General features: G+C 59.2%; 16 protein-coding genes and 1 pseudogene. 7 read left to right on the plus strand and 10 right to left on the minus strand.

Features of this window, described 5'->3' with window-relative positions; genetic code table 11:
- Nucleotides 1-152: 152 nt before the first annotated feature.
- Both EYC95_RS30255 and EYC95_RS26585 read right to left on the minus strand, forming a co-directional pair.
- A complete protein-coding gene (locus EYC95_RS30255; RefSeq protein WP_165557510.1) occupies nt 153-530 on the minus strand; it encodes a hypothetical protein in 378 nt (125 codons plus the stop codon).
- Nucleotides 523-5,322 carry an RHS repeat-associated core domain-containing protein gene (locus tag EYC95_RS26585; RefSeq protein WP_131062976.1) on the minus strand — a complete coding sequence of 1,600 codons (4,800 nt, stop codon included), beginning with the start codon at nt 5,320-5,322 and terminating at the stop codon, nt 523-525. The genes EYC95_RS30255 and EYC95_RS26585 overlap by 8 nt, the downstream gene beginning before the upstream one ends.
- A 251-nt stretch (nt 5,323-5,573) precedes the next feature.
- Between EYC95_RS26585 and EYC95_RS26590 the strand changes: the two genes are divergently transcribed.
- Nucleotides 5,574-6,269 carry an HAD-IA family hydrolase gene (locus EYC95_RS26590; RefSeq protein ID WP_131062977.1) on the plus strand — a complete coding sequence of 232 codons (696 nt, stop codon included), beginning with the start codon at nt 5,574-5,576 and terminating at the stop codon, nt 6,267-6,269.
- Nucleotides 6,270-6,392: 123 nt separating this feature from the next.
- Here EYC95_RS26590 and EYC95_RS26595 read toward each other — a convergent pair whose 3' ends face one another.
- Complete coding sequence (locus tag EYC95_RS26595; protein ID WP_131062978.1) at nt 6,393-7,139, minus strand: 3-oxoacyl-ACP reductase family protein; 747 nt, start codon at nt 7,137-7,139, stop codon at nt 6,393-6,395.
- Between the two features lie 125 nt (nt 7,140-7,264).
- Here EYC95_RS26595 and EYC95_RS26600 point away from each other — a divergent pair, with 125 nt between their 5' ends.
- Entirely contained in the window at nt 7,265-8,188 is a 924-nt protein-coding gene (locus tag EYC95_RS26600) for a LysR family transcriptional regulator (RefSeq protein WP_131062979.1), read from the plus strand.
- Between the two features lie 116 nt (nt 8,189-8,304).
- Here EYC95_RS26600 and EYC95_RS26605 read toward each other — a convergent pair whose 3' ends face one another.
- From EYC95_RS26605 to EYC95_RS26620, 3 genes and pseudogenes are all read right to left on the minus strand, one after another.
- Nucleotides 8,305-9,033, minus strand: coding sequence for an aspartate/glutamate racemase family protein (locus EYC95_RS26605; protein WP_131062980.1), 729 nt, complete (start codon nt 9,031-9,033; stop codon nt 8,305-8,307).
- 57 nt (nt 9,034-9,090) lie between these two features.
- Nucleotides 9,091-10,631: pseudogene (locus EYC95_RS26610) on the minus strand (NCS1 family nucleobase:cation symporter-1).
- 571 nt (nt 10,632-11,202) lie between these two features.
- A complete protein-coding gene (locus tag EYC95_RS26620; protein WP_131062981.1) occupies nt 11,203-11,943 on the minus strand; it encodes a phosphoadenylyl-sulfate reductase in 741 nt (246 codons plus the stop codon).
- A 173-nt stretch (nt 11,944-12,116) separates the two neighbouring features.
- On the opposite strand from EYC95_RS26620, the gene thrH reads away from it, so the two are divergent.
- Nucleotides 12,117-12,734, plus strand: a complete 618-nt coding sequence (gene thrH / locus EYC95_RS26625; protein WP_131062982.1) for a bifunctional phosphoserine phosphatase/homoserine phosphotransferase ThrH — start codon at nt 12,117-12,119, stop codon at nt 12,732-12,734.
- Nucleotides 12,735-12,821: 87 nt separating this feature from the next.
- Here thrH and pabB read toward each other — a convergent pair whose 3' ends face one another.
- The 4 genes from pabB to EYC95_RS26645 all read right to left on the minus strand — a co-directional run bounded on the left by pabB (nt 12,822) and on the right by EYC95_RS26645 (nt 17,428).
- Nucleotides 12,822-14,159 carry an aminodeoxychorismate synthase component I gene (pabB, locus tag EYC95_RS26630; RefSeq protein ID WP_131062983.1) on the minus strand — a complete coding sequence of 446 codons (1,338 nt, stop codon included), beginning with the start codon at nt 14,157-14,159 and terminating at the stop codon, nt 12,822-12,824.
- A gap of 205 nt (nt 14,160-14,364) precedes the next feature.
- A complete protein-coding gene (locus EYC95_RS26635; protein ID WP_131062984.1) occupies nt 14,365-15,351 on the minus strand; it encodes an alpha-L-glutamate ligase-like protein in 987 nt (328 codons plus the stop codon).
- A complete protein-coding gene (locus tag EYC95_RS26640; protein ID WP_131062985.1) occupies nt 15,351-16,886 on the minus strand; it encodes an inactive transglutaminase family protein in 1,536 nt (511 codons plus the stop codon). Before EYC95_RS26640 ends, EYC95_RS26635 begins: the two co-directional genes overlap by 1 nt.
- A gap of 5 nt (nt 16,887-16,891) precedes the next feature.
- The gene (locus EYC95_RS26645) at nt 16,892-17,428 is read right to left on the minus strand and encodes an ATP-dependent zinc protease (protein ID WP_131062986.1); all 537 of its coding nucleotides are present in this window, start codon (nt 17,426-17,428) and stop codon (nt 16,892-16,894) included.
- 395 nt (nt 17,429-17,823) lie between these two features.
- Here EYC95_RS26645 and EYC95_RS26650 point away from each other — a divergent pair, with 395 nt between their 5' ends.
- The 4 genes from EYC95_RS26650 to acnD all read left to right on the plus strand — a co-directional run bounded on the left by EYC95_RS26650 (nt 17,824) and on the right by acnD (nt 23,498).
- Nucleotides 17,824-18,546, plus strand: a complete 723-nt coding sequence (locus EYC95_RS26650) for a GntR family transcriptional regulator (protein WP_131062987.1) — start codon at nt 17,824-17,826, stop codon at nt 18,544-18,546.
- On the plus strand, nt 18,543-19,433 hold the full coding sequence (prpB, locus tag EYC95_RS26655) for a methylisocitrate lyase (RefSeq protein WP_008146328.1): 891 nt from the start codon (nt 18,543-18,545) through the stop codon (nt 19,431-19,433). Before EYC95_RS26650 ends, prpB begins: the two co-directional genes overlap by 4 nt.
- A 139-nt stretch (nt 19,434-19,572) precedes the next feature.
- Nucleotides 19,573-20,700, plus strand: coding sequence for a 2-methylcitrate synthase (gene prpC, locus EYC95_RS26660; RefSeq protein ID WP_131062988.1), 1,128 nt, complete (start codon nt 19,573-19,575; stop codon nt 20,698-20,700).
- A 203-nt stretch (nt 20,701-20,903) separates the two neighbouring features.
- The gene (gene acnD, locus EYC95_RS26665; protein WP_131062989.1) at nt 20,904-23,498 is read left to right on the plus strand and encodes a Fe/S-dependent 2-methylisocitrate dehydratase AcnD; all 2,595 of its coding nucleotides are present in this window, start codon (nt 20,904-20,906) and stop codon (nt 23,496-23,498) included.
- The last annotated feature ends 21 nt before the right edge of the window (nt 23,499-23,519 follow it).

Here is a 23,519-nt window from a genome sequence, read left to right on the forward strand (position 1 = left end):
CTTGATCATCTTCACGACTTCCAGCTTGAAGCTGTCGTCGAATGTTCTGCGTTTGTCGGTCATGAAAATCTCCTCGATAGATGCATTTTCCACCTATCGAGGTGTCCGGGGAAATTAGACCACTACAGTATGGGCGTTGTTTTTGATTGTTACTATAAAAAGTTCACATCAATTCGATCTACTTCTAGTTTTATAAACTGATCGTTTAATTCCGGGTAATCGTAATGTATGTCTTCATCATGAAAGTCCGTGAACGATTCAAAAATATCGTTTTTTAGTGTGCCGCAGAGAAGATAGGCATAGCCTTTTTTTGTTTTTTCAATAAGTGCGGTGTTATCAGTCGTTTTTTCTACTTGGTAAGAGTCGGACAGATTTAATACTAGCTCCACTTGATATGATTTTCCGATTTCTATTTTGTGGGGGCATGAGTTGATAAAACATTCAACGGCGTACCCGTCAACCAGCAGGGTTGCATCTTCTTCGTTCGTGTCGCTAAGGTGAAGGACCTTTACAGTTTTTATGTTATTCATTGTAGGGCCTGATGGTTTTATCTTGGGCGTCGTTATTGATTGCCTTCCAAAAGTCTTTTCCAGTTTTTACATGCAAAGTGGTTATTTCTTGCTGATTGTTCGTGCCTACGAACGAAAATTTTGCTTTCCCTTTGCTGTTGTTGCCCAAGAACATCACAAATCCTGTTCTTGTTTCAGTCTTATAAGGGTATTGAACCCTAATTCCGTTACTCATGATGTAGCGTGCTGTGTCGAGATAGTCGACAGAGTTTTTTGCTCCAAATTTGTCACCGTGCTTCTCAAAATGATCATTGAGTTTATCTCTTGTTCCAAAATTGGGTAGCTGCTGCGTGGGGCTAGGTGAAGTTGGCTCACCCTCATCAACCTTCGCCTTCCCCGCCGGATCCTCATCCCCAAGCGAAGGCCTCTTACACCCATCCGCCCCCGGACAATCACTCAACCCCAACGGATCAACCCACCCCGTGGGATTGCGCGTGTACTGATACCCGTTGATACCACCCGCCAACTTACTCGGATCCGGCGTCAGATACCGTCCCACATCCGGGTTGTAATACCGATGCCGGTTGTAATGCAGCCCCGTCTCCGCATCGTAATACTGCCCCTGAAACCTCAACGGCTGATCCAGAACCTGATGCGTGTCGCGGTTGAGTCGGGTCAGGCGGCCATACGCCGTGTACTGGGCGGCCCAAATAATGTCGCCGCTGTAGTCAGTAAGTTCTTGTGGTGTCCCGAGGTGGTCGAGTTGGTAGTAGAACGGGCACGCCTGGCGCGGGCCTTTGCCGTCGAGCATGGCCAGCGGACGGAAGGTGCCGGGTTCGTAGAGGTAGCTGCGGTGGTGGTCCTGGCTGTGTTCGGCGACGAGGTGCTCACCTTGCCAGAAGAATTCGGTGGTTTTGCCATCAACGGTTTTGCTGATACGGCGGCCGAAGGCGTCGTAGTGGTAGCTGGCAGTGTTGCCGTTCGGGAGAGTGACGCCGACTAAACGATGCTGGCAGTCGTAGCGGTATTCGGTGACGAGTTTTTGTGCGGTGCCGCGGCGCTCGCGGATCAGGTTGCCAAAGGCGTCGTAGTCGAAGTGACGATCGCCTTGCATCAGCAGGCGATTGCCTTTGACGGTGGTCGGGCCGGGCCGATCCTGCATCAACAGGTTGCCGGCGGGGTCATGGGCAAAGCTTTCGGGCTGCTGGTCGCGGGAGTGGCGGACGCGGATCAGTCGGTCGAGCGGATCGTATTGATAGCTGCGTTGACCATGACGGGTGTCGGCGATGTGTTCGAGATTGCCGTTGGCGCTGTAGGCATAGTCGCGGCGATACAGTGGCTGATGGTGCTGGCTGATGGCGTGGGCTTTCAGGCGGCCTTGTTCGTCGTAGTCATAGTGGTTGAGCAACAGGCCTTGCTGGCGTTGAAACTCTCGGCCGGACTTGTACGTGTGGCTTGTAAGGCGTGTGCCGTTGAGATCGATGGCTGTCAGCACACCGCCCTTGGCGTGGTGATAGTCGAGTTTGCTGTTGTCCGGCAGACGCAGATGGTTGAGCTTGCCGCAGGCGTCGTAGGCATAGCGCAATGTGCCCCAACCCTGATGCTCGGTGATCAGGCGATTCTGCTGGTCGTACTCGAACTCCAACGGATGGTCATGGCCGTCATCGACGCTGGCCAATCGGCCAAGGCTGTCATAGCGATACTCGACGTTGACGCCGTCGGGCAGGTTTTTGACCAGCAGTCGTCCGGCCGTATCCCGTTGGTAACTCGTGAACAGCTGCGAGCCGTCATCGCCGAATTCTGTTTTTTCCAGTAGATGGCCGTTGAGGTCGTAGGCATACGCTGTGCGCCGGCCATCGAAGCCGGTTTCCTGTCGGATCAATCCGCTGGGCGTGTAGTCCAGTCGATAGCGTTCGCCGGATTCGTTTTCAATTTCCGTCAGTAGCAGCCGTGCGTTGTCGTAGCGATATCGCAGCTGCGTGCCGTCGGGATTGATCCGGCGGCTGACCAGGTGCAGGTCATTCTCGTATTCAAATCGGGTGACGCGGCCCAGTTCATCGCGTTCGGCGGTGATCTTGCCGTAGGCGTTGTAGCTGAACGCGCGGCTGGTGCCTGTTGGAAGAATCGTCTGAGTCAGTCGGCCAACGGCGTCCCATTGGTAGTGAGTGACGGCGCCATGTTCGTCCTGACGGGTAATCCGCCGGCCCAATACATCGTAGGAAAAACGCCGCTGACTGCCGTCCGGCAAGGTCTCTTCGACCAATTGCCCGATTGCATCCCACACGAACACATGACGGCTGGTGTCCGGGTAACGGATAGACAGCAGCCGTCCTTGAGCATCGTAGTGGTAGTGAGTGATGTGGCCGTCGGGATCGATGGCCTCCGTGACATCACCCTGCGCGTTCCGCTGATACTTCCACACCGCTTTGCCGTGATACCGCGCGTGCAAGAAACCGTTACGGTATTCGTAGGACGTTGGCTCTTCTTCAGGAGGAATCAGCGCAATCAGCCGCCCCATCTCGTCATAGCGGTATTGAGTAATCGCCCCCAGCGGCCCTTGCTCGGCAATTAACTGACCGTTTTGGTCGTACGCCTTGAGATGCTCGCCGCCCTCCGGCCCAACCCGGCGCACCAACCTCGCCTTATCGTCATGGACATAAACTTCTTCGCTGCCATCGACGTTCTTGACCAATACTCCGCCGTCGTCATCCCAGACATAGTGCGTATCCATCTGCGAAAAAGTCGCCCAGTGCCTGACGCATCTGGCTGCTTTGCCGGACCTTTCCCACTCCCAAAAGAAACTCGCCCCACCGGCCAGTTGCCGCTGGAGAATCACGTGTTGATCGTCGTAGTCGTACCGCTCGCTTTCGCCGGCAGCATTGGTCGCTTCGATCAGCCGGTGACGAGCGTCATAGCGGTAGGCAATCAGCGTTTGCTCTGTACGCCAGGCATCCACCAAACCTTCGGCGGGATGAAACGACTGATACTCGACCGTAACGATGTGCCTGCGCTCGTAACGCAACAACAGTGAACGTCCTGCGCCGTTGTCGATGCGTTGAATGCGATCCTGACGGTCGCGGGTGATGTGCAGCTGGTTGTCGTAGGCATCACTGATGGTCGTCAGCCGACCATTCACAAAGTGATAAAACCGCGCCGTTTCACCGGCCAGTGCAAGAATCAGCTCCTCCGGTTTATGTCCGAGATAAATGGCCGCGCGGGACAGGCTGTTATGAATCGCCGGACGCGAAAGACTGGGCAGGGGAAACGTCGTGCGACGGTTTTCATGGTCGGTCCAGACGACGCGTTCCGCGTCCAGCTCCAGCCGATGCGCCAGCGAATGACTCCAGCCCAAACCCAGCCCGCAATCCGTTTCCACGGCGCTGGTTCGGTACAAACGGGTAAACGCAAACGGGAGCAAACCGTTCAGCGCCCCATCGTCCAGGGTCAGCAATTCTTCGCCGGTGACCATCGACACCGGACAACCGTTGGTGCAGGTCAGAGGCGCGCAATCAGCGCTGTCGCCGTTGGGGTTTTTCGCTTGATCGGGAGCGTCGTCACGGTGTTCCTGCCGGCCCAATCGGGTCATGGCTGCGGATTTGTCGCGAGCAATGGCGACCGGATTCTGCACCAACAAAACCGGCGCAGTGCCCGCGCTGATCTGCAACGGCACGGCGGGCGCGGGTTTCAGCGGAGCATTTCGGACATTGACCGCGAGGGGCTTGAGTACGCCCGCGTGGGTCGTCAGGTCGGACCTTGCGCCAAGCCCGGCCAGCCTCAGGCTTGCGGCGGCCAGCCAGTTGCGCGCGCGGTCGGATTTGACCTTTTCCAGCACCTTGGCGCTGACGCCGAGCTTCAACCCGGCAGGTCCTGTGAAGCGCGCAAGTAGGAGGCTGATCAATATTCCCGTACGAATCTCCGCCACGACTTCGGCGATGTACTGTGGTGGCGACATCCTCAGCCAACTGGTGATCGCCGCCAGATGAATGAACATCAACGGCTCATCACTCAACACCAGCAACAGATTGGCGACGGATTCAGCCGAAGCCTTCAGCAGCGTTTCAAGTTCGGTCTCGGTCAGGTACTCAAGAAGCTTTTCACTGTTGGCTTGCAGGTCCGCGATCAGCTCGTAGATCTGCTTCACGTCATCCCACAGCCCGTTCAGCGAGTTCTCGAAACCGCGCCAGTCGGCCTGTTGCAGCAGGCCGTAGCGTTTGGTGAAACCGGCCTCGGCGAACTCAGTCCACAAGGGTTCGAATTCGGTGCTCCACTCATTACGCAGCCAGCTTTCCAGATCGCTGATCACGCCTTGATAAGAGGCGTAAAGCGCTTTGACGTGCTCAGTGGAAACGTTCGGAAAGAAGGTGATGCGATAACGCAGGCTGCGCTCGCACTCGGGGATTTCCAGGATGCCGCTGGGGCCGATCTCGTGGTAGACCGGCTCGCCAAACACGCCCTTGGAGATCATCGGCTCAAGCATCACCGGGGTATTGCCGATCGGTACGAACCGCGCCGCATCGAACATGTGCACCAGCGTCAGGGGACCCGCTGCCGGGCACGCGGCGACGGTAGAACTGACAGGCGTGGTGGAATTCTTCGGCGCGACCAGGCGAACTTCATTACCGACCTTGAACACCTGCTCGATATCCAGCGCCTTGCCGGTCCAGAAACTTTCAGCCCAGGCGTCGTACTCATTGAGGCAAAGTCGAAAGTCACCGAGCAACGCTTCGACATTCGGCTGCTCGGGGTCCATGGCTGCGACCACCAGCAGGCCGATGGCGTTATTCAAGGCCAGTACCTTGTCAGGTACGAAAATTCGCAGTCCCTCGCGCAGATCAAGTTGAGCGCGAGACTTTGCTTGGGATCAACGGGTAAAGAAGTCGGGAAAGGAGGCGTTTTATGTAGGGCAAATCGCTAAATGACGACGAACACTTTTTGTATTCGACAGGGATTGCCCGTTGCTCGATGGCAGCCGCGCTCGCTATGCTGCTGAATCCTTTAATCGATCACGGACCCGGCCGCACCTGAGCCGCCTCTGGGATGTCATTAGAAAACGGATCAGATGCGATGAATGCACCGCTGAATGAGTTCGGCCCGATCAAGGCCGTGATTTTCGATATGGATGGCTTGCTGCTGGACACCGAGGGCATTTATACCGAGGTGACGTCCATGATTGCTGCGCGCTACGGTCGAGTCTTCGACTGGAGCATCAAACAGAACATCATCGGCCGTGGCGCGGGTGACCTGGCGCGGTACGTGGTCGAGGCGCTGGAGCTGCCCATCACCGCCGAAGAGTTTCTGGTGATCCGCGAACCGCTGATGCGCGAGCGTTTTCCGCAAGCGTTGGCGATGCCCGGCGCCGAGGAACTGGTCCGGCACTTGAAAGCCAATAACATCCCGATTGCGGTCGGCACCAGTTCTTCGCGGCAGTCGTTCGGCCAGAAAACCACCTTGCACCGCGACTGGTTTGCGCTGTTCGATTTTGTTGTGACGGCCGATGACCCTGAAGTGGGCGCGGCTAAACCGGCGCCGGATATCTTTCTGACGGCAGCGCGGCGCCTGGGCGTTGCGCCTGAAGATTGTCTGGTGTTTGAAGACTCGCCGTTCGGCGTGACCGCGGCGAAAGCGGCGGGGATGACGGCGATTGCGATTCCCGACGCGGCGATGGCTGACGAAAAGTACGCACACGCCGATGGCATTCTTCGTACGCTGAAGGCGTTCCAACCGAGTGCTTGTGGTTTGCCAGCCCTCGAGTGGGCTTGATATAGAAATTGTAGGAGCGAGCCTGCTTGCGAAAGAGAGTGTCAGACAACATCAATGTTGCCTGACACTCCGCCTTCGCGAGCAAGCTCGCTCCCACATTTTATTTTGCGTTGACTGACCGCATCAGGCGCCAAAACCACCGTCGATGGTCAGGCTTGCACCTGTGATGTAACCCGCTTCCGGCCCTACCAGGTACGCAACGAAGCTGGCGATTTCTTCGGCTTTGCCGTAACGGCCCACCGCCATCAGCGGGATCAGGCTTTCGGCGAAGTCACCACTGGCCGGGTTCATGTCGGTGTCGACCGGGCCTGGTTGCACGTTGTTGATGGTGATGCCGCGTGGACCGAGGTCGCGGGCCAGGCCTTTGGTCAGGCCGACGAGTGCCGCTTTGCTCATGGCGTACGGGCCGCCACCGGCGAAGGGCATGCGGTCGGCGTTGGTGCTGCCGATGTTGATGATGCGACCACCTTCAGTCATGTGCTTGGCGGCGGCCTGGGTGGCGATGAAGACGCTGCGCACGTTGATGGCCAGGGTCTGGTCGAAATCTTCGAGTTTAAAATCCTCCAGCGGTGCAACAGCCAGTACGCCGGCGTTGTTGACCAGGATATCCAGGCGACCAAAGGCCTCTACGGTGGCGGTCACGGCGCTGCGGATGGCCTCGGCGTCGGCGCTGTCAGCCTTGATGGCGAGGGCTTTGCCGCCATTACCGGTGATGCTGTTCTGCAATTCTTCGGCTTTGGCCGTGGAGCTGACGTAGGTGAAGGCGACTGTCGCGCCTTCAGCGGCCAGGCGTTTGACAATGGCTGCACCGATGCCGCGGGACCCGCCTTGAATCAAAGCCACTTTACCGCTGAGGTTCTGAGTAGTCATATCGATCTCCGAAGTCCCGAGGCGAAATGTCTCGGTTGATGGAGCCTAGTATTGATTCAGGAACGCACCCTGTGTAGACAGCAATTGCGATAGTCTGTGTAAACCAGAAGTTTATAGTGGCGCCTATGGAAACCTTCAGCAGTATCGAATGCTTCGTGCGCAGCGCCGAGGTTGGCAGCTTTGCCGAAGCCGCACGACGCTTGAGCTTGACCCCGGCGGCGGTCGGTAAAAGTGTTGCAAAGCTTGAGACGCGGCTGGGTGTGCGGCTGTTTCAACGCAGCACGCGCAGCCTGACGCTGACTGAGGCCGGTCATCTGTTTCTCGGCGAAGTCAGTTCCAGCTTGCACACGATTCAGAACGCGGTGGCCAACCTTGCCAGCGCCGAGGGCCGGCCGGCGGGGACACTGAAGGTCAGCATGGGCACGGTGTTCGGGCGTTTGTATGTCGTGCCGTTGCTTGGCGAATTTCTGCGGCGTTTTCCGGCGATCAACCCGGACTGGCATTTCGATAACCGTCAGGTCGATCTGATTGCTCAGGGTTTCGATGCGGCGATTGGTGGGGGATTCGAGCTGCCGCAAGGCGTGGTGGCGCGCAAGCTGACACCGGCGCATCGGGTGTTGGTGGCGTCAGCCGAGTATCTGGCGGCGCGGGCTGTGATCGTCGAGCCCGATCAACTCACGGACCACGATGGCATCCTGATCCGCTCCCCACAAACCGGCCGAGTGCGCTCCTGGCAATTGACCAGTCGCACTCAGCAACACAACCCGCTGACGCTCAAGGCGCGAATGACCATGAGCGATTCGGAGGCGGCGTGTGCGACGGCGGCCCAGGGGTTGGGCATTGCATTGGTGAGCATGCCGTTCGCCGTGGGCTATCTGGAGGCTGGGACGTTGCAACGGGTGTTGCCGGACTGGTATGTCGATGACGGCAACATTTCTATCTATTACGCGGAGCACAAACTGCTGCCGGGCAAGACCCGGGCGTTTGTGGATTTCATTATTGAGCAGTTTGCGGAGCAGGGGTTGGGGCGCAGGTTTAGTGCGGTTTGAGCCAGCCTCAAAACCGAGTCGCGGCCTTCGCGGGCAAGCCTCGCTCCTACAGGTTTTTGTGGACGCCACAGATCCCTGTAGGAGCGAGGCTTGCCCGCGAAGAACGATGACGCGGTCTACCTGCCAAACCGCCCAGGCCAGCCAATGATGTTCTTGGGCCGCGGCGTCGCATAAGTGCGCACCTTGGAAGTCGACAAGCCCAACCTGACCAGCGATTCGGCAATCGTCACCGCCGCCGTCACGCCATCCACCACCGGCACCCCGGTGCGTTGGCGAATCTGTTCATCCAGCCCGGCCATCCCGCCGCAACCCAGGCAAATCACTTCCGCCTTGTCCTCCCGCACCGCCATTTCCGCCTGGCGAACAATCGCTTCCAGCGCCCGTTGCGGATCGGATTCCAGCTCCAGCACCGCCAGGCCACTGGCCCGCACCGACGCGCAGCGGTCCCACAATCCGGACAGTTTCAGCCGATCTTCGATCAGCGGCACGGTTCGGTCCAGCGTGGTGACCACCGAGTAGGCATGGCCAAGGAACATCGCCGTGCTCGCCGCCGCATCGGTGATGTCCACCACCGGTACGTTGAGCAATTCCTGCAGGCCTTCGCGACCGTGCTCGCCATAACCGGCCTGGATCACGGCATCGAAGGGTTGGTCGTAAGACATCACCCGGTCCATCACCGCGATGGCGGCCAGGTAGCTTTCGAAATTGCCTTCGATGGAGTCGGCGCCGAAATGTGGCGTCAGGCCGATGATTTCCGTACCCGGCGCGGCCACCGCCTGGGCGGAACGGGCGATGGCTTGGGTGATGGATTCGGTGGTGTTGACGTTGACCACGAGAATTCGCATGAAAAGTCCTTAATGCAGGGTGGTTCTGCGGCCCGACGCTGCCGGGCCGCCAGTGAGTTAGTGGCTGACGTTGTCGACCGCGATGCTTTCACCGCTGACGTCGGCGTAGTGGGGCTGCCGCTTGGCGATGATCAAATAGAGCATCCCGGCAATCCCGGCACCTATCAGCCAGGAGAAGGGCGACACACTGTCGAAACCCGGCACCAGCGCAAGGACGATGGCGATCAACGCTGCAGGAATGAACGCCGCTACGGCGCGTAAATTGACCCCGCGGCTGTAGTAATAAGCGCCGTTGGGGTCTTCGCTGTACAACTGCGGCACGTTGACCTGGCCTTTTCGTACAAGCCAGTAGTCGACCATGATCACGCCGTACAACGGCCCGAGCAGGGCGCCGAGGCCGGACAGGAAATACACGATTACCAACGGGCTGTTGTAGAGGTTCCACGGCAGGATCAGCACCGCGATGGTCGCGCTGATCAGCCCGGCGCGGCGGAAGGTCAGGTACTTGGGCGCCAGGTTGCTGAGCACGAAAGCCGGGGCGACGAAGTTGGCCATGATGTTCACCGCCACGGTGACGATCAGGAAGGCCAGGCAGCCAAGCACCAAGAAGAAGGTGTTGGGGATCGACGCGATGATTTCTGTCGGGTTTCGATGATCCGGCCATTGATCTGGAACTGCGCACCGCAGAGCAGGACCGTAATGGCCGCGAACACCAGAATATTCACCGGCAGGCCCCAGAAATTTCCGACCTTGATGGTTTTGCGGCACGGCGAAGAACGGGCGAAGTCGCAAAAGTTGAGGATCAACGTGCCGTAGATCGCCAGCCACAACGCACCGCCGGCAAAGATGTTGCGCCACATCTCACCACCCGTCAGCGGTTCGCGAATCGACCAGGCGATGGTCGCGTTGGCCTGGGTGTACATCCATCCGGCGAGGGCGGCGACAGTCAGCAGAATCACGGGACCGGCGAAGGCTTCATAGCGCCGCACCATTTCCATGCCATAGGCGAGGATGCCCAGTTGCACCAGCCAGATCGCCACGAAACACACCCAGCCCAGGCTCGACAGGCCAAGAATCGAATTGTGGTCGTACTCGGCGAACCCGGGGTGCACCGCCGTCAGCAACACGCGAAACACAACCGACGCCAGGTACGTCTGAATACCGAACCAGGCGATGGCGATAACGGCGCGGATCAATGCAGGAATCTGCGCCCCGTGAATGCCGAAACTGATCCGGCTGATGACAGGAAACGGCACGCCGGTCTTTTGACCCATGTAGCCGGAGAGGTTCATGAAGCAATACACCAGCGCCGCGCCGATCCCCAGGGACAACAGAATCTGCCAGCCGCCCAGACCCAACGCGTACAGCCCGATGGCGAAGGAATAGTTGGCAATGTTGTGAACGTCATTGGTCCACAGGGCGAAGATGCTGTAGCGGCCCCAGCGTCGGCCTTCGGCTTTGGTCGGCGCCAGGTCTTTGTTGTGCAGGCGAGGGCTGAGCACCACGGGTTCTTCAAACGTTTGGTCGTGAGGGATGGAGGTGGGTGATAAGGAGGGCAGATCCAGCGCGTTGTTGTTATTGGAGAGGCTAGTACGCATTCCGGCAGGCTCCGAGCTTGGCGTCGCGATGACTGTGCATGAGCGTCGGCTCGACAAATCTTCGTCGCGGGCAAAAAGCATCATTGGTTGCGGGGCATCTGCAGCCTGTACGGGATAGGGCGCTTCAGGCTTGCGGATCTAAAGTGTGTGTATGTTTTGAGGTGATTGTATACAAAACATGTATGCACTTAAGCCAGATCCATGCCAGTTACGGGCCTGTGAAAGTCAGGGCTAATTTTGTTTTGTTATCGGTGTGAGATAAGTGACTGAAAAAAAGGCGATATAAATTGACCGATTGAACAGGTATTTATTTTTCGGCCGAGGTTGTGAGAAAGCGCGACTGAGGAAGTCAGGAAAGGAGGATGTAACTTTTTGGGGCGCAGAAACTAAAAGTGCACACACAAATGGCACCTATGGTGACATTCGTGTGTACACATCTTCAGGTCGCTCAAAGAACCTGTGGGAGCGGGCTTGCTCGCGAAGACGGACTAACATTCAACATCGTTGGAGCCTGATACGACGTCTTCGCGAGCAAGCCCGCTCCCACAGGGGGATTTCACAAGGCACGGAATCAGGCTTTGGACTTGCTGATGATATTCCCCGCATGCAACCCGCATTCTTTCTGCGTCGCTTCTTCCCACCACCAACGGCCTTCACGCTCATGCTGGTTCGGCAGCACTGGGCGGGTGCACGGTTCGCAGCCAATGCTGATGAAGCCGCGTTCATGCAGGCTGTTATACGGCAGCTCGAGCATGCGGATGTAACCCCAGATCTCTTCGCTGGTCATCTGCGCCAGCGGGTTGAACTTGTAGAGGGTGCGTTCCGGGGTGGAAAACGCGGTGTCGATTTCCATCACCGCCACGGCACTGCGGGTGCCCGGGCTCTGGTCCCGACGCTGGCCAGTGGCCCAGGCGGTCACGCTCGACAGCTTGCGTCGCAGCGGCTCGATCTTGCGAATGCCGCAGCACTCGCCATGACCGTCCTTGTAGAAACTGAACAGGCCTTTTTCCTTCACGAACGGTTCAAGTTTCGTGTAGTCCGGTGACACCAGTTCGATGTCGATCTTGTAGTGCTCGCGCACTTGATCGATGAATCGGTAGGTCTCCGGGTGCAAGCGGCCGGTGTCGAGGCTGAACACTTTGACGTTCTTGTTCAGCTTCCAGGCCATGTCCACCAGCACCACGTCTTCGGCGCCGCTGAAAGATATCCACAGGTCATCGCCAAACTCGGCGAACGCGAGTTTCAGGATGTCCTGGGCGGATTTGTTGGCATAGGTCGTGGCGAGTTCCACGACATCGAACGATGGGCTCATCAGGGCGGCTTCCTACAGGTCGGTGGCGCTGGGCGCTCTATATAGGGCTGATGGTAACAAAATCCTGCAGCGGCGGGCGCGCCCTCTGCGTTGCGCGGGGCAGCCTGAGTCGCTAGAGTTCGGCAGTCCTTTTACTCGCTCGACTCAATAATCAATACAAATGGGAGTGTCTTGTGGAAATTGCCTGTCTGGATCTCGAAGGTGTGCTGGTCCCGGAAATCTGGATCGCGTTCGCTGAAAAAACCGGTATTGAATCCCTGAGGGCGACCACCCGGGACATTCCCGACTACGACGTGCTGATGAAGCAGCGCCTGCGGATTCTCGACGAGCACGGCTTGAAACTCACCGACATTCAGGAAGTGATCGCCACGCTGAAGCCGCTGGACGGCGCCATTGAATTCGTCAACTGGCTGCGTGAGCGGTTTCAGGTGGTGATTCTTTCGGACACGTTCTATGAGTTTTCCCAGCCGCTGATGCGTCAACTGGGGTTCCCTACGTTGCTTTGCCATCGCCTGATAACCGACGATTCGGGGCGGGTGACGAGCTATCAGTTGCGTCAGAAAGATCCGAAGCGTCAGTCGGTTCTGGCGTTCAAGAGCCTTTACTACCGAGTGATTGCGGCGGGGGATTCCTACAACGACACCACGATGCTGGGTGAGGCGGATGCGGGGATTCTGTTTCATGCACCGGATAACGTGATTCGCGAGTTTCCGCAATTTCCGACGGTGCACAGCTTTGAGGATTTGAAGCAGGAGTTCATCAAGGCTTCGAATCGTGCTTTGAGTTTGTAGTCGTTTTCAAGGACGCCTTCGCGGGCAAGCCTCGCTCCTACAAGGCCTTACGCGGTCCTGTAGGAGCGAGGCTTGCCCGCGAAGCTTTTAGAGGTTTTGCAGGGTGTCGAGCAGGACCTTCACCTTGGTAATCGATTCCTGATACTCCGCCTGCCACTCCGAGTCCGCGACAATCCCGCCACCGCCCCAGCAGCACACCTGCCCATCCTTGACCAGCAAACTGCGGATCGCGATGGAGCTGTCCATCTCGCCTCGCACGTCCAGGTACAGCAACGAACCGCAGTACAAGCCGCGCCGGGTCGGCTCTAGCTCATCAATAATCTGCATGGCACGAATCTTCGGTGCACCGGTAATCGATCCGCCCGGAAAACTGCCGGCGATCAGGTCCAGGGCGTCCCGGCCATCCGCCAGTTCACCGGTCACGCTGCTCACCAGGTGATGCACATTCGGATAGCTTTCCAGACTGAACAGTTCCGGAACCCGCACCGAACCGATGCGGCACGTGCGGCCAAGGTCGTTGCGCAGCAGGTCGACGATCATCAGGTTTTCCGCGCGGTCCTTGGGGCTGGCCAGCAGTTCAGCGGCGTATGCGGCATCTTCGGCAGCGGTCAGGCCCCGCGGGCGGGTGCCTTTGATCGGGCGGGTTTCCACATGGCGTTCGCTGACTTTGACGAAGCGCTCAGGAGACAGGCTCAAAACCGCGCCGCCGCCAGGCAGGCTCTGGAAACCGGAAAACGGTGTCGGGCACGCGGCCCGCAGCGCCACATAAGCAGCCCACGAATCACCTTGGCACTCAGCCCGGAAGCGCTGGGCGAAATTCACCTGATAGCAATCGCCGGCCTGGATGTAGTGCTGAATGCGTTCCAGGGCGTAGCGATATTCATCGGCGCTCAGGTCGGCTTTCATCGGCGCTTTCAGCGTGAACGGCTCGATCGGTTCAACCGTAGGCTGACTGAACAAGGCGATCAGGCGCAGGCGCTCACTGTCGATCAGCGTCGGGTGGAACACCAACTGACTGGTTGCCAAGTGGTGATCGCTGATCAGTGCCCAGTCGTACAACCCGAAACGCGCATCCGGCAGTTGCAGGTCGTCCTGCGCCTGGCTCGGCAGGTGTTCCAGATGGCGGCCGAAGTCATAACTCAGGTAACCGATCAGGCCACCGGCGAACGGCAATTCATAGGGAACGGCCGCTTCGCCGAGTCGCGTCAGATTGTCGCGAAGGCGTTGCAGGAAATGCAGGCCGCTTTCGTCCGGCAGCACCGCCAGTTGCTCCAGCGGCCAGGCGCTGAGCAGGTCATATCGCCCGCGATCAGCGGTTGGCCGGCCACTGTCGAGCAGCACGGCGCCGGGGGCATGACGAATCGCCGCGAAGTACTCGGCGGGGTTGGCGCGATAGGGCAGCGGGTGTACGGAACAGGTCAACATGGGCGGGGCAGATCAGCCATCGAGGCGGGGTGGCGATTGTAGTCCTCTGCAGGATTTGCTCCTAGAGGGGATGTCGGGGATTGGCAGGTTGAGAGCTGCTGGCAAGAGACCTGTGGCGAGGGGATTTATCCCCGTTGGGCAGCGAAGCGGCCCCAGAATCAGGCCTGCTGCGCAGTCCAGCGGGGATAAATCCCCTCGACACAGGTCAACCCTCAACCGCAGGAATATGCCCAAACATCTCCTGAACAAACTCCACTCGCTCGCGCACCGTCTCGGTGATCCCGCGTGCTTTCAATTCTTCCAACCGCGCTTCAACCGCATGCGTGCGCAGCGTCAGCCCGCAATCATTGGCAATCTGAATGTTCAACCCGGGCCGGGCATTAAGCTCAAGAATCAGCGGGCCCTTTTCCTGGTCGAGCACCATGTCGACACCGATGTAACCTAACCCGCACAGCTCATAACAGCCGGCAGCGAGATTCATGAAACCGTCCCAGTAGGGCAGTTGCACGCCGTCCACGGCGTTGGTGGTGTCCGGGTGTTTGGTGATGATGTTGTTTAGCCAGGTGCCGCGCAGCGTCTGCCCGGTCGCGAGGTCGACGCCGACGCCGATGGCGCCCTGGTGCAGGTTGGCCTTGCCACCGGACTGGCGCGTCGGCAAGCGCAGCATGGCCATCACCGGATAGCCCATGAGCACGATGATGCGGATGTCCGGCACGCCTTCGTAGCTGATGCTTTTGAAAATCTGGTCCGGGATCACCCGGTATTCGATCAGTGCGCGGTCGCGGTGACCACCCAGGGAATACAGGCCGGTGAGGATGCTGGAGATATGGTGCTCGAGTTCCTCATGGCCGATGATCTTGCCGGACACCGTGCGATAGCGGCCCTCGAAACGGTCGGCCACCACAATGATGCCGTCGCCGCCCGCGCCCTGGGCCGGTTTGATCACGAAGTCGTTGCGCTCACCGATGATCTTGTCGAGGTTATCGATTTCCTTCTCGGTGGAGATCACGCCGTACAGTTCCGGCACATGAATGCCGGCCTTGATCGCGCGCTCCTTGGTGATGATCTTGTCATCGACGATCGGGTACAGACTGCGCTTGTTGTACTTGAGCACGTAGTCCGCGTTGCGCCGATTGATCCCCATGATGCCCCGGGCTTCCAGGGCCTTCCAGGTCTTCCAGAAGCCGAACATCAGGCGTCAGCCTTCTTCAGGAAAGCCTTGAAGCGCACCAGTTCGGTCAGGCGGTAACCGCGATAACGACCCATCGCCAGCATGAAGCCCACCAGGATCAACAGGATTGCCGGGAAGGTGAACACGAAGTACACCAGCTCCGGAACGCTCATGATCAGGTGCGCCAGGGAGGCGGCGAACAGCGTACCGATGGCCACTTTCATCGCATGCCCGGAACCGCGTTCTTCCCAGGTAATCGACAGGCGTTCGATGGTCATGGTCAGAATCACCATCGGGAACAGCGCCACCGACAACCCGCGCTCCAGCCCGAGTTTGTGGCTGAACAGGCTGATCGCCGCGATCAGCACCACCACAAAGGTCAGCACCACCGACAGCCTCGGCAGCATTTGCAGTTTCAAATGCTCAAGGTAGGAACGCAGTGATAGCCCCAGCGCCGTAATGACCGTAAACAGCACGATCCCGAAGCCGAGCTGGGTTTCGCGGAAGGCGAGGGCGATCAGCACCGGGGTAAAGGTGCCGAGGGTCTGCAAGCCGATCAGGTTACGCAGGATCAGGATCACCAGCACGCCAATCGGGATCATCACCATGATCATGAAGGTCTGCTGGGTTTGCAGCGGCAAACCGTACAGCGAGTATTCGAGGAAGTTGGCGTCGGTGTTTTCGTCGGTCAGCTTGGCCAGGCGAATGGCGTTCATTTCGCTGTTGTTCAAGCTGAACGTCACGTTGGCTTTCTTGCCGCCATCGACGGTGATCAGGTTTTCGTCACCGGTCCACCACAGCAGGCGGTCGGTCGGCAGGCCCTGTTCACCGGTTTCCGGGTTGAAGTACAGCCAGTCGGTGCCGTTGAAGCTGCGCAGCCAGAGTTCCGGCAGTTGCGGCTGGTCGGTCACCAGACGGATGGTGTGGACCTTTTCTACCGGCACGTGGGCGATGGACAGCACCAGCTCGACGATTTTCGCCTTGTGGCCGGGGGACGGATCGCCGCCCAGCAACAGCTTCACGTTTTCGTCGTTGAGATTGTTGACACGTTTGATGGCTTCGCCGATGAAGGTTTCGACGTCGGCCGAGTGTTGACGGATCGGCGCGAGCAGCGCTTCGGCAGCGACTTTTTCTGCGCCTTCGACGGCGATGCTGTCGCGGAAGGTCGGGCCCTTGACCTTGGATTTTTCGCCGGTGTAGCGCTTGGTCAGCACCAGGCGGTAATAAAGGGTCTGATTGCCCTTGGCCCGGCGCGCCGACCAGGTGACTTTGCGGTTGCCGTCGACACGGTTCACGGCCACGCCGTAGTTATTGGAAATGAAACTCTCGTTGAGGCTCACGTAATCGCGGCTCAGCGGCGGCACGAACATCTGGATCTTGACCGGGTCTTTGGCACTGGCGACGAACTCGACCTTGGCGTCGATGTTCCACAAGTCGTCGGTGGCGTCTTCGGTCACGGGAATACCGAGTACGAAAATCTGATAGGCCGTAACTGAAATGCCCAGCACCACCAGGATAGCGATCAGGAATTTCAGGTGAAGGGTAAGAGAGCGCATGGGAATTACTCTGCGGTATGTGCGTCGGTGGCGCAGGCGGGTTTGCCAGCAGCGTATTTAAGACTGGGGTCGACCAGCGCGTCGAAGCGTTTCAATGCTTCGGAGCCGATCAAGAGCGGGTATTGGAAGGCACTTCGGTCAGTTAGGTTCACTTCGATGCTGCGTAAAGCCGAACCCATGCAGATATCCAGCTCGATCACCGGACGGGCGGTGTACTTCTTGCCTTCATCCGGGTCGTAGTCGCCGGCACGACGCTTGATCTTGCTGACGCGGGCCAGTGGCCGTTCGATGGGGTGCGAATGCGCGGTGTCGATGGCCAGATAGAAGCGCACCCAGGACTCGCCATTGCGTTTGAAGCGTTTGATGTCGCGGGCACTCAAGGACGCGGTTTTCGCCCCGGTGTCGAGTTTGGCGGCGACTTCCAGGTCGATGCCGTCCAGGGAAGCGTACTCGTTGAGGCCGTACACGGTCTTTTCCCCCGCCGCGGCGAAACCGGGCAGGCAAAGAAGGTAAAGGAATGTGGGGAAGGGCTTGAGTCTCATAAATCCTGGTGCGCAGCGGTCCGTACTTCGATTCAAGGCCCTGGCATCGCTGCACAAGCTCCCTCGTATGCCTATCAACTATTTATGACAAGCAGTGCAGATGTCACAAACAAATGCGGGCGGCATTCTAGCACGGTGGGTTTATGGCGCCAGCGCTGGCGGGGGGCTATAAGCCTTTGAGTCCGTAGGAGCGAAGCTTGCTCGCGAAGAACGATAGCGCGTTCAGCCTGAATCACTGCGTTGTCCGTTTTCGCGGGCAAGTCGGATCGCCGCACCGCTCGCTCCTACAGTCGTATGTGGTTATTAGACGATTGTCGACACTCTCTATTTATTCTTTGACTGTTGCGCCTGCTTTCGCTAGTTTTTGCGGCATTGGCTTTCAAGGTGTCGACAATATGCTGGATCAACTCGATCCCCCGGTGGTTACGCAAGACGATTCGGAGACGCTGTCCGAAAACGTCTTCCGCCGCATTCAGGCGGCCATCGTCAAGGGCGAGATCGCCCCAGGCAGCAAGATCTCCGAGCCGGAGCTGGCGCGCACCTATGGCATCAGCCGCGGGCCGCTGCGCGAGGCGATACACCGTCTGGAAGGCCAGCGCCTGCTGGTTCGTGTACCGCACGTCGGGGCGCGGGTGGTTTCGCTGAGCCATGCCGAGCTGCTGGAGCTCTACGAGATTCGCGAATCCCTCGAAGGCATGGCCTGCCGTCTGGCGGCCGAGCGCATGACCGTCGAAGAAATCGATGAGCTGCGCCGGGTCCTCGAAACCCACGAGCGCGATGAGGCGTTCCAGGCGGGCAGAGGCTATTACCAGCAGGAAGGCGATTTCGACTTCCACTACCGAATTATCCAGGGCAGCGGCAACCGCACCCTGACGCAGATGCTTTGCGGCGAGCTTTATCAACTGGTGCGCATGTACCGCATCCAGTTTTCCACCACGCCCAATCGTCCGCACCAGGCCTTTGCCGAGCACCACCGAATTCTCGACGCCATCGCCGACCGTGACGGTGAGCTAGCCGAGTTGTTGATGCGCCGCCACATCGGCGCCTCCAAACGCAATATCGCCCGTCACTACCAGGACGGCGCTAACCCGACAGCCACTGAACGAGGTGAGTCATGAGTTCCAACAAGAGCACTCCAGGCCAGCGTTTCCGCGATGCGGTCGCCAGCGAACATCCGCTGCAAGTGGTCGGCGCGATCAACGCCAACCACGCGCTGCTGGCCAAGCGCGCCGGTTTCAAGGCTATTTACCTGTCGGGTGGCGGGGTGGCTGCCGGCTCCCTCGGCGTGCCGGACCTGGGCATTACCGGCCTGGATGACGTGCTGACCGACGTTCGTCGCATTACCGACGTGTGCGACCTGCCGCTGCTGGTGGACGTGGACACCGGTTTCGGCTCCTCGGCGTTCAACGTCGCGCGCACCGTCAAGTCGATGATCAAGTTCGGCGCGGCGGCGATTCACATCGAAGACCAGGTCGGCGCCAAGCGCTGCGGTCACCGTCCTAATAAAGAGATCGTGTCCCTGCAGGAAATGGTCGACCGGATCAAGGCTGCCGTCGATGCGCGCACCGATGACAGCTTCGTGATCATGGCCCGCACCGACGCCCTCGCGGTGGAAGGTCTAGAATCTGCACTGGATCGCGCCGCGGCGTGCATCGAGGCTGGCGCCGACATGATCTTCCCGGAAGCCATCACTGAACTGGACATGTACAAGCTGTTCGCCAGTCGCGTGAAGGCGCCAATCCTGGCCAACATCACCGAATTCGGCGCGACGCCGCTGTACACCACCGAGCAACTCGCCGCTGCCGACGTGTCGCTGGTGCTATACCCATTGTCCGCGTTCCGCGCGATGAACAAGGCGGCGGAAAACGTCTACACCGCGATCCGTCGCGATGGCACCCAGCAGAACGTTATCGACACCATGCAAACCCGTATGGAGCTTTACGATCGCATCGACTACCACACCTTCGAGCAGAAGCTCGATGCGTTGTTCGCCGCGAAGAAGTAATGAAAGCCCCTGTAGGAGCGAAGCTTGCTCGCGAAAGCGGTGTATCAGACGACATTAATATTGAATGGCAGTCCGTCTTCGCGAGCAAGCTTCGCTCCTACAAGTTTCCCTAACAAATTCAAGAAAACTGGAGACAGCAATGGCCGAAGCAAAAGTACTCAGTGGCGCCGGGCTCCGTGGCCAGGTTGCCGGGCAAACCGCTCTGTCCACCGTGGGCCAGTCGGGCGCCGGCCTGACCTATCGCGGCTACGACGTCCGCGAACTGGCGGCTGACGCGCAATTCGAAGAAGTGGCTTACCTGCTGCTTTACGGCGAACTGCCGACCAAAACACAGCTCGCCGCTTACGTGAGCAAATTGAGCAAGTTGCGCGACCTGCCGCTAGCGCTGAAAGAAGTGCTGGAGCGCATCCCCGCCGACGCCCACCCGATGGACGTGATGCGCACCGGTTGCTCGTTCCTGGGCAACATCGAACCGGAGAAAGACTTCTCCGAACAACACGACGTGACTGACCGCCTGCTGGCCGCGTTCCCGGCGATCATGTGTTACTGGTATCGCTTCAGCCACGACGGCAAACGCATCAGCTGCGTGAGCGACGAGCAATCCATCGGCGGTCACTTCCTGCACTTGCTGCACGACAAGAAGCCGAGCGAGTTGCACGTCAAAGTGATGAACGTTTCGCTGATTCTCTACGCGGAACATGAGTTCAACGCCTCGACCTTCACCGCACGGGTATGCGCCTCGACCCTGTCGGACATGTATTCCTGCGTCACGGCGGCTATCGGTTCGCTGCGCGGTCCGCTGCACGGCGGCGCCAACGAAGCGGCGATGGAAATGATCGAGCGCTTCAGCTCGCCGGAAGAGGCGATCAAAGGCACCCTCGGCATGCTTGAGCGCAAGGACAAGATCATGGGCTTCGGCCACGCGATCTATAAGGACAACGATCCGCGCAACGAGGTGATCAAGGGCTGGTCGAAAAAACTCGCTGACGAGGTGGGCGACACGGTGTTGTTCCCGGTCTCCGAAGCCATCGACAAGACCATGTGGGAGCAGAAAAAACTGTTTCCGAACGCCGACTTCTACCATGCGTCGACGTACCACTTCATGGGCATTCCGACCAAGTTGTTCACACCGATTTTCGTCTGCTCGCGCCTGACCGGCTGGGCGGCGCACGTGTTCGAACAACGTGCCAACAACCGCATCATCCGCCCGAGCGCCGAGTACGTCGGCGTCGAACAGCGCAAGTTCGTGCCAATCGAACAACGCTGAATGGTGTGGGCTGACGCTGGCAACTGAAGGAACCGAAAGCCCTTGTAGGAGCGAAGCTTGCTCGCGAAGACGGACTGACATTCAAGATTGATGTCGACTGATACACCGCTTTCGCGAGCAAGCTTCGCTCCTACAGGGGACGGTTTCAATTCAGGACTGTGCCAGGCCCCACCTTTTGTAACCACCGTGACCGAGTCCTGACGATGAACACTGAATTCCGCAAACCGCTGCCCGGCAGCCATCTGGATTATTTCGACGTCCGCGCGGCTGTCGAGGCCATCCAGCCTGGCGCCTACGACACTCTGCCGTACACCTCCCGCGTGCTGGCGGAAAACCTGGTGCGTCGCTGCGACCCGGCCACGCTCACCGAATCCCTGAAGCAACTCATCGAGCGCAAACGCGACCTCGACTTCCCGTGGTTCCCGGCCCGTGTGGTGTGCCACGACATTCTCGGCCAGACCGCGCTGGTCGATCTCGCCGGCCTGCGTGACGCCATCGCCCTGCAAGGTGGCGATCCGGCGCAAGTGAACCCGGTGGTGCCGACGCAATTGATCGTCGACCACTCCCTGGCCGTCGAGCGCGGTGGTTTCGACCCGGAGGCGTTCGAGAAGAACCGCGCCATCGAAGACCGTCGCAACGAAGACCGTTTCCACTTCATCAACTGGACCAAAAAAGCGTTCAAGAATGTTGATGTAATTCCACCGGGCAACGGGATCATGCACCAGATCAACCTGGAGAAAATGTCTCCGGTGATCCAGGTGCGCGACGGCGTGGCGTTTCCCGACACCTGCGTCGGCACCGACAGCCACACCCCGCACGTCGATGCGTTGGGCGTGATTGCCATCGGCGTCGGTGGTCTGGAAGCGGAAAGCGTGATGCTCGGCCGCGCATCGTGGATGCGTCTGCCGGAAAGCGTCGGCGTTGAACTGACCGGCAAGCTGCAACCGGGCATCACCGCCACCGACATGGTGCTGGCGCTGACCGAGTTCCTGCGCAAGCAAAAAGTGGTCGGCGCATGGCTGGAATTCTTCGGTGAGGGCGCCGCCGCGCTGACCCTCGGCGACCGCGCAACCATCTCCAACATGGCCCCGGAATACGGCGCCACGGCGGCGATGTTCTACATCGATCAGCAAACCATCGACTACCTCAAACTCACTGGCCGCGAAGATGAGCAAGTGCAGCTGGTCGAGAACTACGCCAAGACCACAGGCCTGTGGGCTGACAGCTTGAAGAACGCGCAATACGAGCGTGGGTTGACCTTCAACCTGTCCTCGGTGGTGCGCAACATGGCCGGCCCGAGCAACCCGCACGCTCGCGTCGCGACCTCGGACCTCGCTGCCCAAGGCATCTCCGGCCAGTGGACCGAAGTGCCCGGCCAGATGCCGGACGGCGCGGTGATCATCGCCGCCATCACCAGCTGCACCAACACCAGTAACCCGCGCAACGTGATCGCCGCCGGCCTGCTGGCGCGCAATGCCAACAAGCTCGGGCTGACCCGTAAACCCTGGGTGAAATCTTCCCTGGCGCCAGGTTCGAAAACTGTCGCGCTGTACCTCGACGAAGCCGGCCTCACCAGCGAACTGGAGCAACTCGGTTTCGGCATCGTCGCTTTTGCCTGCACCACCTGCAACGGCATGTCCGGCGCGCTGGACCCGGTGATCCAGCAAGAGATCATCGATCGCGACCTGTACGCCACGGCGGTATTGTCCGGCAACCGTAACTTTGACGGCCGGATTCACCCGTACGCCAAGAACGCGTTCCTGGCTTCGCCGCCGTTGGTGGTGGCTTACGCCATCGCCGGGACCATCCGTTTCGACATCGAAAAAGATGTGCTGGGCGTGGTCGACGGCAAGGAAATCCGCCTGAAAGACATCTGGCCAAGCGACGAAGAAATCGACGCGGTGGTGAAAGCCTCGGTCAAACCGGAGCAGTTCCGTCAGGTCTATATTCCGATGTTCGCCATCCACGAAGACACCGGCCCGAAAGTGACGCCGTTGTACGACTGGCGCGAGATGAGCACTTACATCCGCCGTCCGCCGTACTGGGAAGGCGCGTTGGCGGGCGCTCGTCCGCTCAAGGGCATGCGCCCGCTGGCGGTGCTGCCGGACAACATCACCACTGATCACCTGTCGCCGTCGAACGCCATCATGCTGGACAGCGCCGCCGGCGAATACTTGGCGAAAATGGGCTTGCCGGAAGAGGACTTCAACTCTTACGCGACTCATAGGGGCGACCATTTGACGGCGCAGCGCGCAACCTTCGCCAACCCGAAACTGTTCAACGAAATGGTTCAGGAAAACGGCAAGGTCAAACAGGGTTCTTTGGCTCGCGTCGAGCCGGAAGGCCAGGTTATGCGCATGTGGGAAGCCATCGAAACCTACATGGAGCGCAAGCAGCCGCTGATCATCATTGCCGGCGCCGACTACGGTCAGGGTTCGTCCCGCGACTGGGCGGCCAAAGGCGTGCGTCTGGCGGGTGTGGAAGCGATTGCCGCCGAAGGTTTCGAGCGCATTCACCGCACCAACCTGGTGGGCATGGGTGTGTTGCCGCTGGAGTTCAAACCGGGCACCGACCGTCACACCTTGGCCATCGACGGCAGCGAAACCTACGATGTGATCGGTGAGCGCACACCGCGCGCCGACCTGACACTGGTGATCAACCGCAAGAACGGCGAGCGCGTTGAAGTGCCGGTGACTTGCCGCCTCGACACCGCCGAAGAAGTGTCGATCTACGAGGCGGGTGGCGTGTTGCAGCGCTTCGCGCAGGACTTCCTCGAAGAGTCGGCGGTCGCCGTCTAAAACACGCTTTGCGGGCAGGGG

Source organism: Pseudomonas sp. BGI-2 (assembly GCF_004310295.1).
In the GTDB taxonomy this organism is placed as follows: Bacteria; Pseudomonadota; Gammaproteobacteria; order Pseudomonadales; family Pseudomonadaceae; genus Aquipseudomonas.

Excerpts from the sequence above, each read along its gene's own strand:
- EYC95_RS30255 (WP_165557510.1), bottom strand. The coding sequence starts at position 530 with ATGAATAACATAAAAACTGTAAAGGTCCTTCACCTTAGCGACACGAAC.
- EYC95_RS26590 (WP_131062977.1), top strand. The coding sequence starts at position 5,574 with ATGAATGCACCGCTGAATGAGTTCGGCCCGATCAAGGCCGTGATTTTC.
- EYC95_RS26595 (WP_131062978.1), bottom strand. The coding sequence starts at position 7,139 with ATGACTACTCAGAACCTCAGCGGTAAAGTGGCTTTGATTCAAGGCGGG.
- EYC95_RS26600 (WP_131062979.1), top strand. The coding sequence starts at position 7,265 with ATGGAAACCTTCAGCAGTATCGAATGCTTCGTGCGCAGCGCCGAGGTT.
- EYC95_RS26605 (WP_131062980.1), bottom strand. The coding sequence starts at position 9,033 with ATGCGAATTCTCGTGGTCAACGTCAACACCACCGAATCCATCACCCAA.
- EYC95_RS26620 (WP_131062981.1), bottom strand. The coding sequence starts at position 11,943 with ATGAGCCCATCGTTCGATGTCGTGGAACTCGCCACGACCTATGCCAAC.
- pabB (WP_131062983.1), bottom strand. The coding sequence starts at position 14,159 with ATGTTGACCTGTTCCGTACACCCGCTGCCCTATCGCGCCAACCCCGCC.
- EYC95_RS26635 (WP_131062984.1), bottom strand. The coding sequence starts at position 15,351 with ATGTTCGGCTTCTGGAAGACCTGGAAGGCCCTGGAAGCCCGGGGCATC.
- EYC95_RS26640 (WP_131062985.1), bottom strand. The coding sequence starts at position 16,886 with ATGCGCTCTCTTACCCTTCACCTGAAATTCCTGATCGCTATCCTGGTG.
- EYC95_RS26645 (WP_131062986.1), bottom strand. The coding sequence starts at position 17,428 with ATGAGACTCAAGCCCTTCCCCACATTCCTTTACCTTCTTTGCCTGCCC.
- EYC95_RS26650 (WP_131062987.1), top strand. The coding sequence starts at position 17,824 with ATGCTGGATCAACTCGATCCCCCGGTGGTTACGCAAGACGATTCGGAG.
- prpB (WP_008146328.1), top strand. The coding sequence starts at position 18,543 with ATGAGTTCCAACAAGAGCACTCCAGGCCAGCGTTTCCGCGATGCGGTC.
- prpC (WP_131062988.1), top strand. The coding sequence starts at position 19,573 with ATGGCCGAAGCAAAAGTACTCAGTGGCGCCGGGCTCCGTGGCCAGGTT.
- acnD (WP_131062989.1), top strand. The coding sequence starts at position 20,904 with ATGAACACTGAATTCCGCAAACCGCTGCCCGGCAGCCATCTGGATTAT.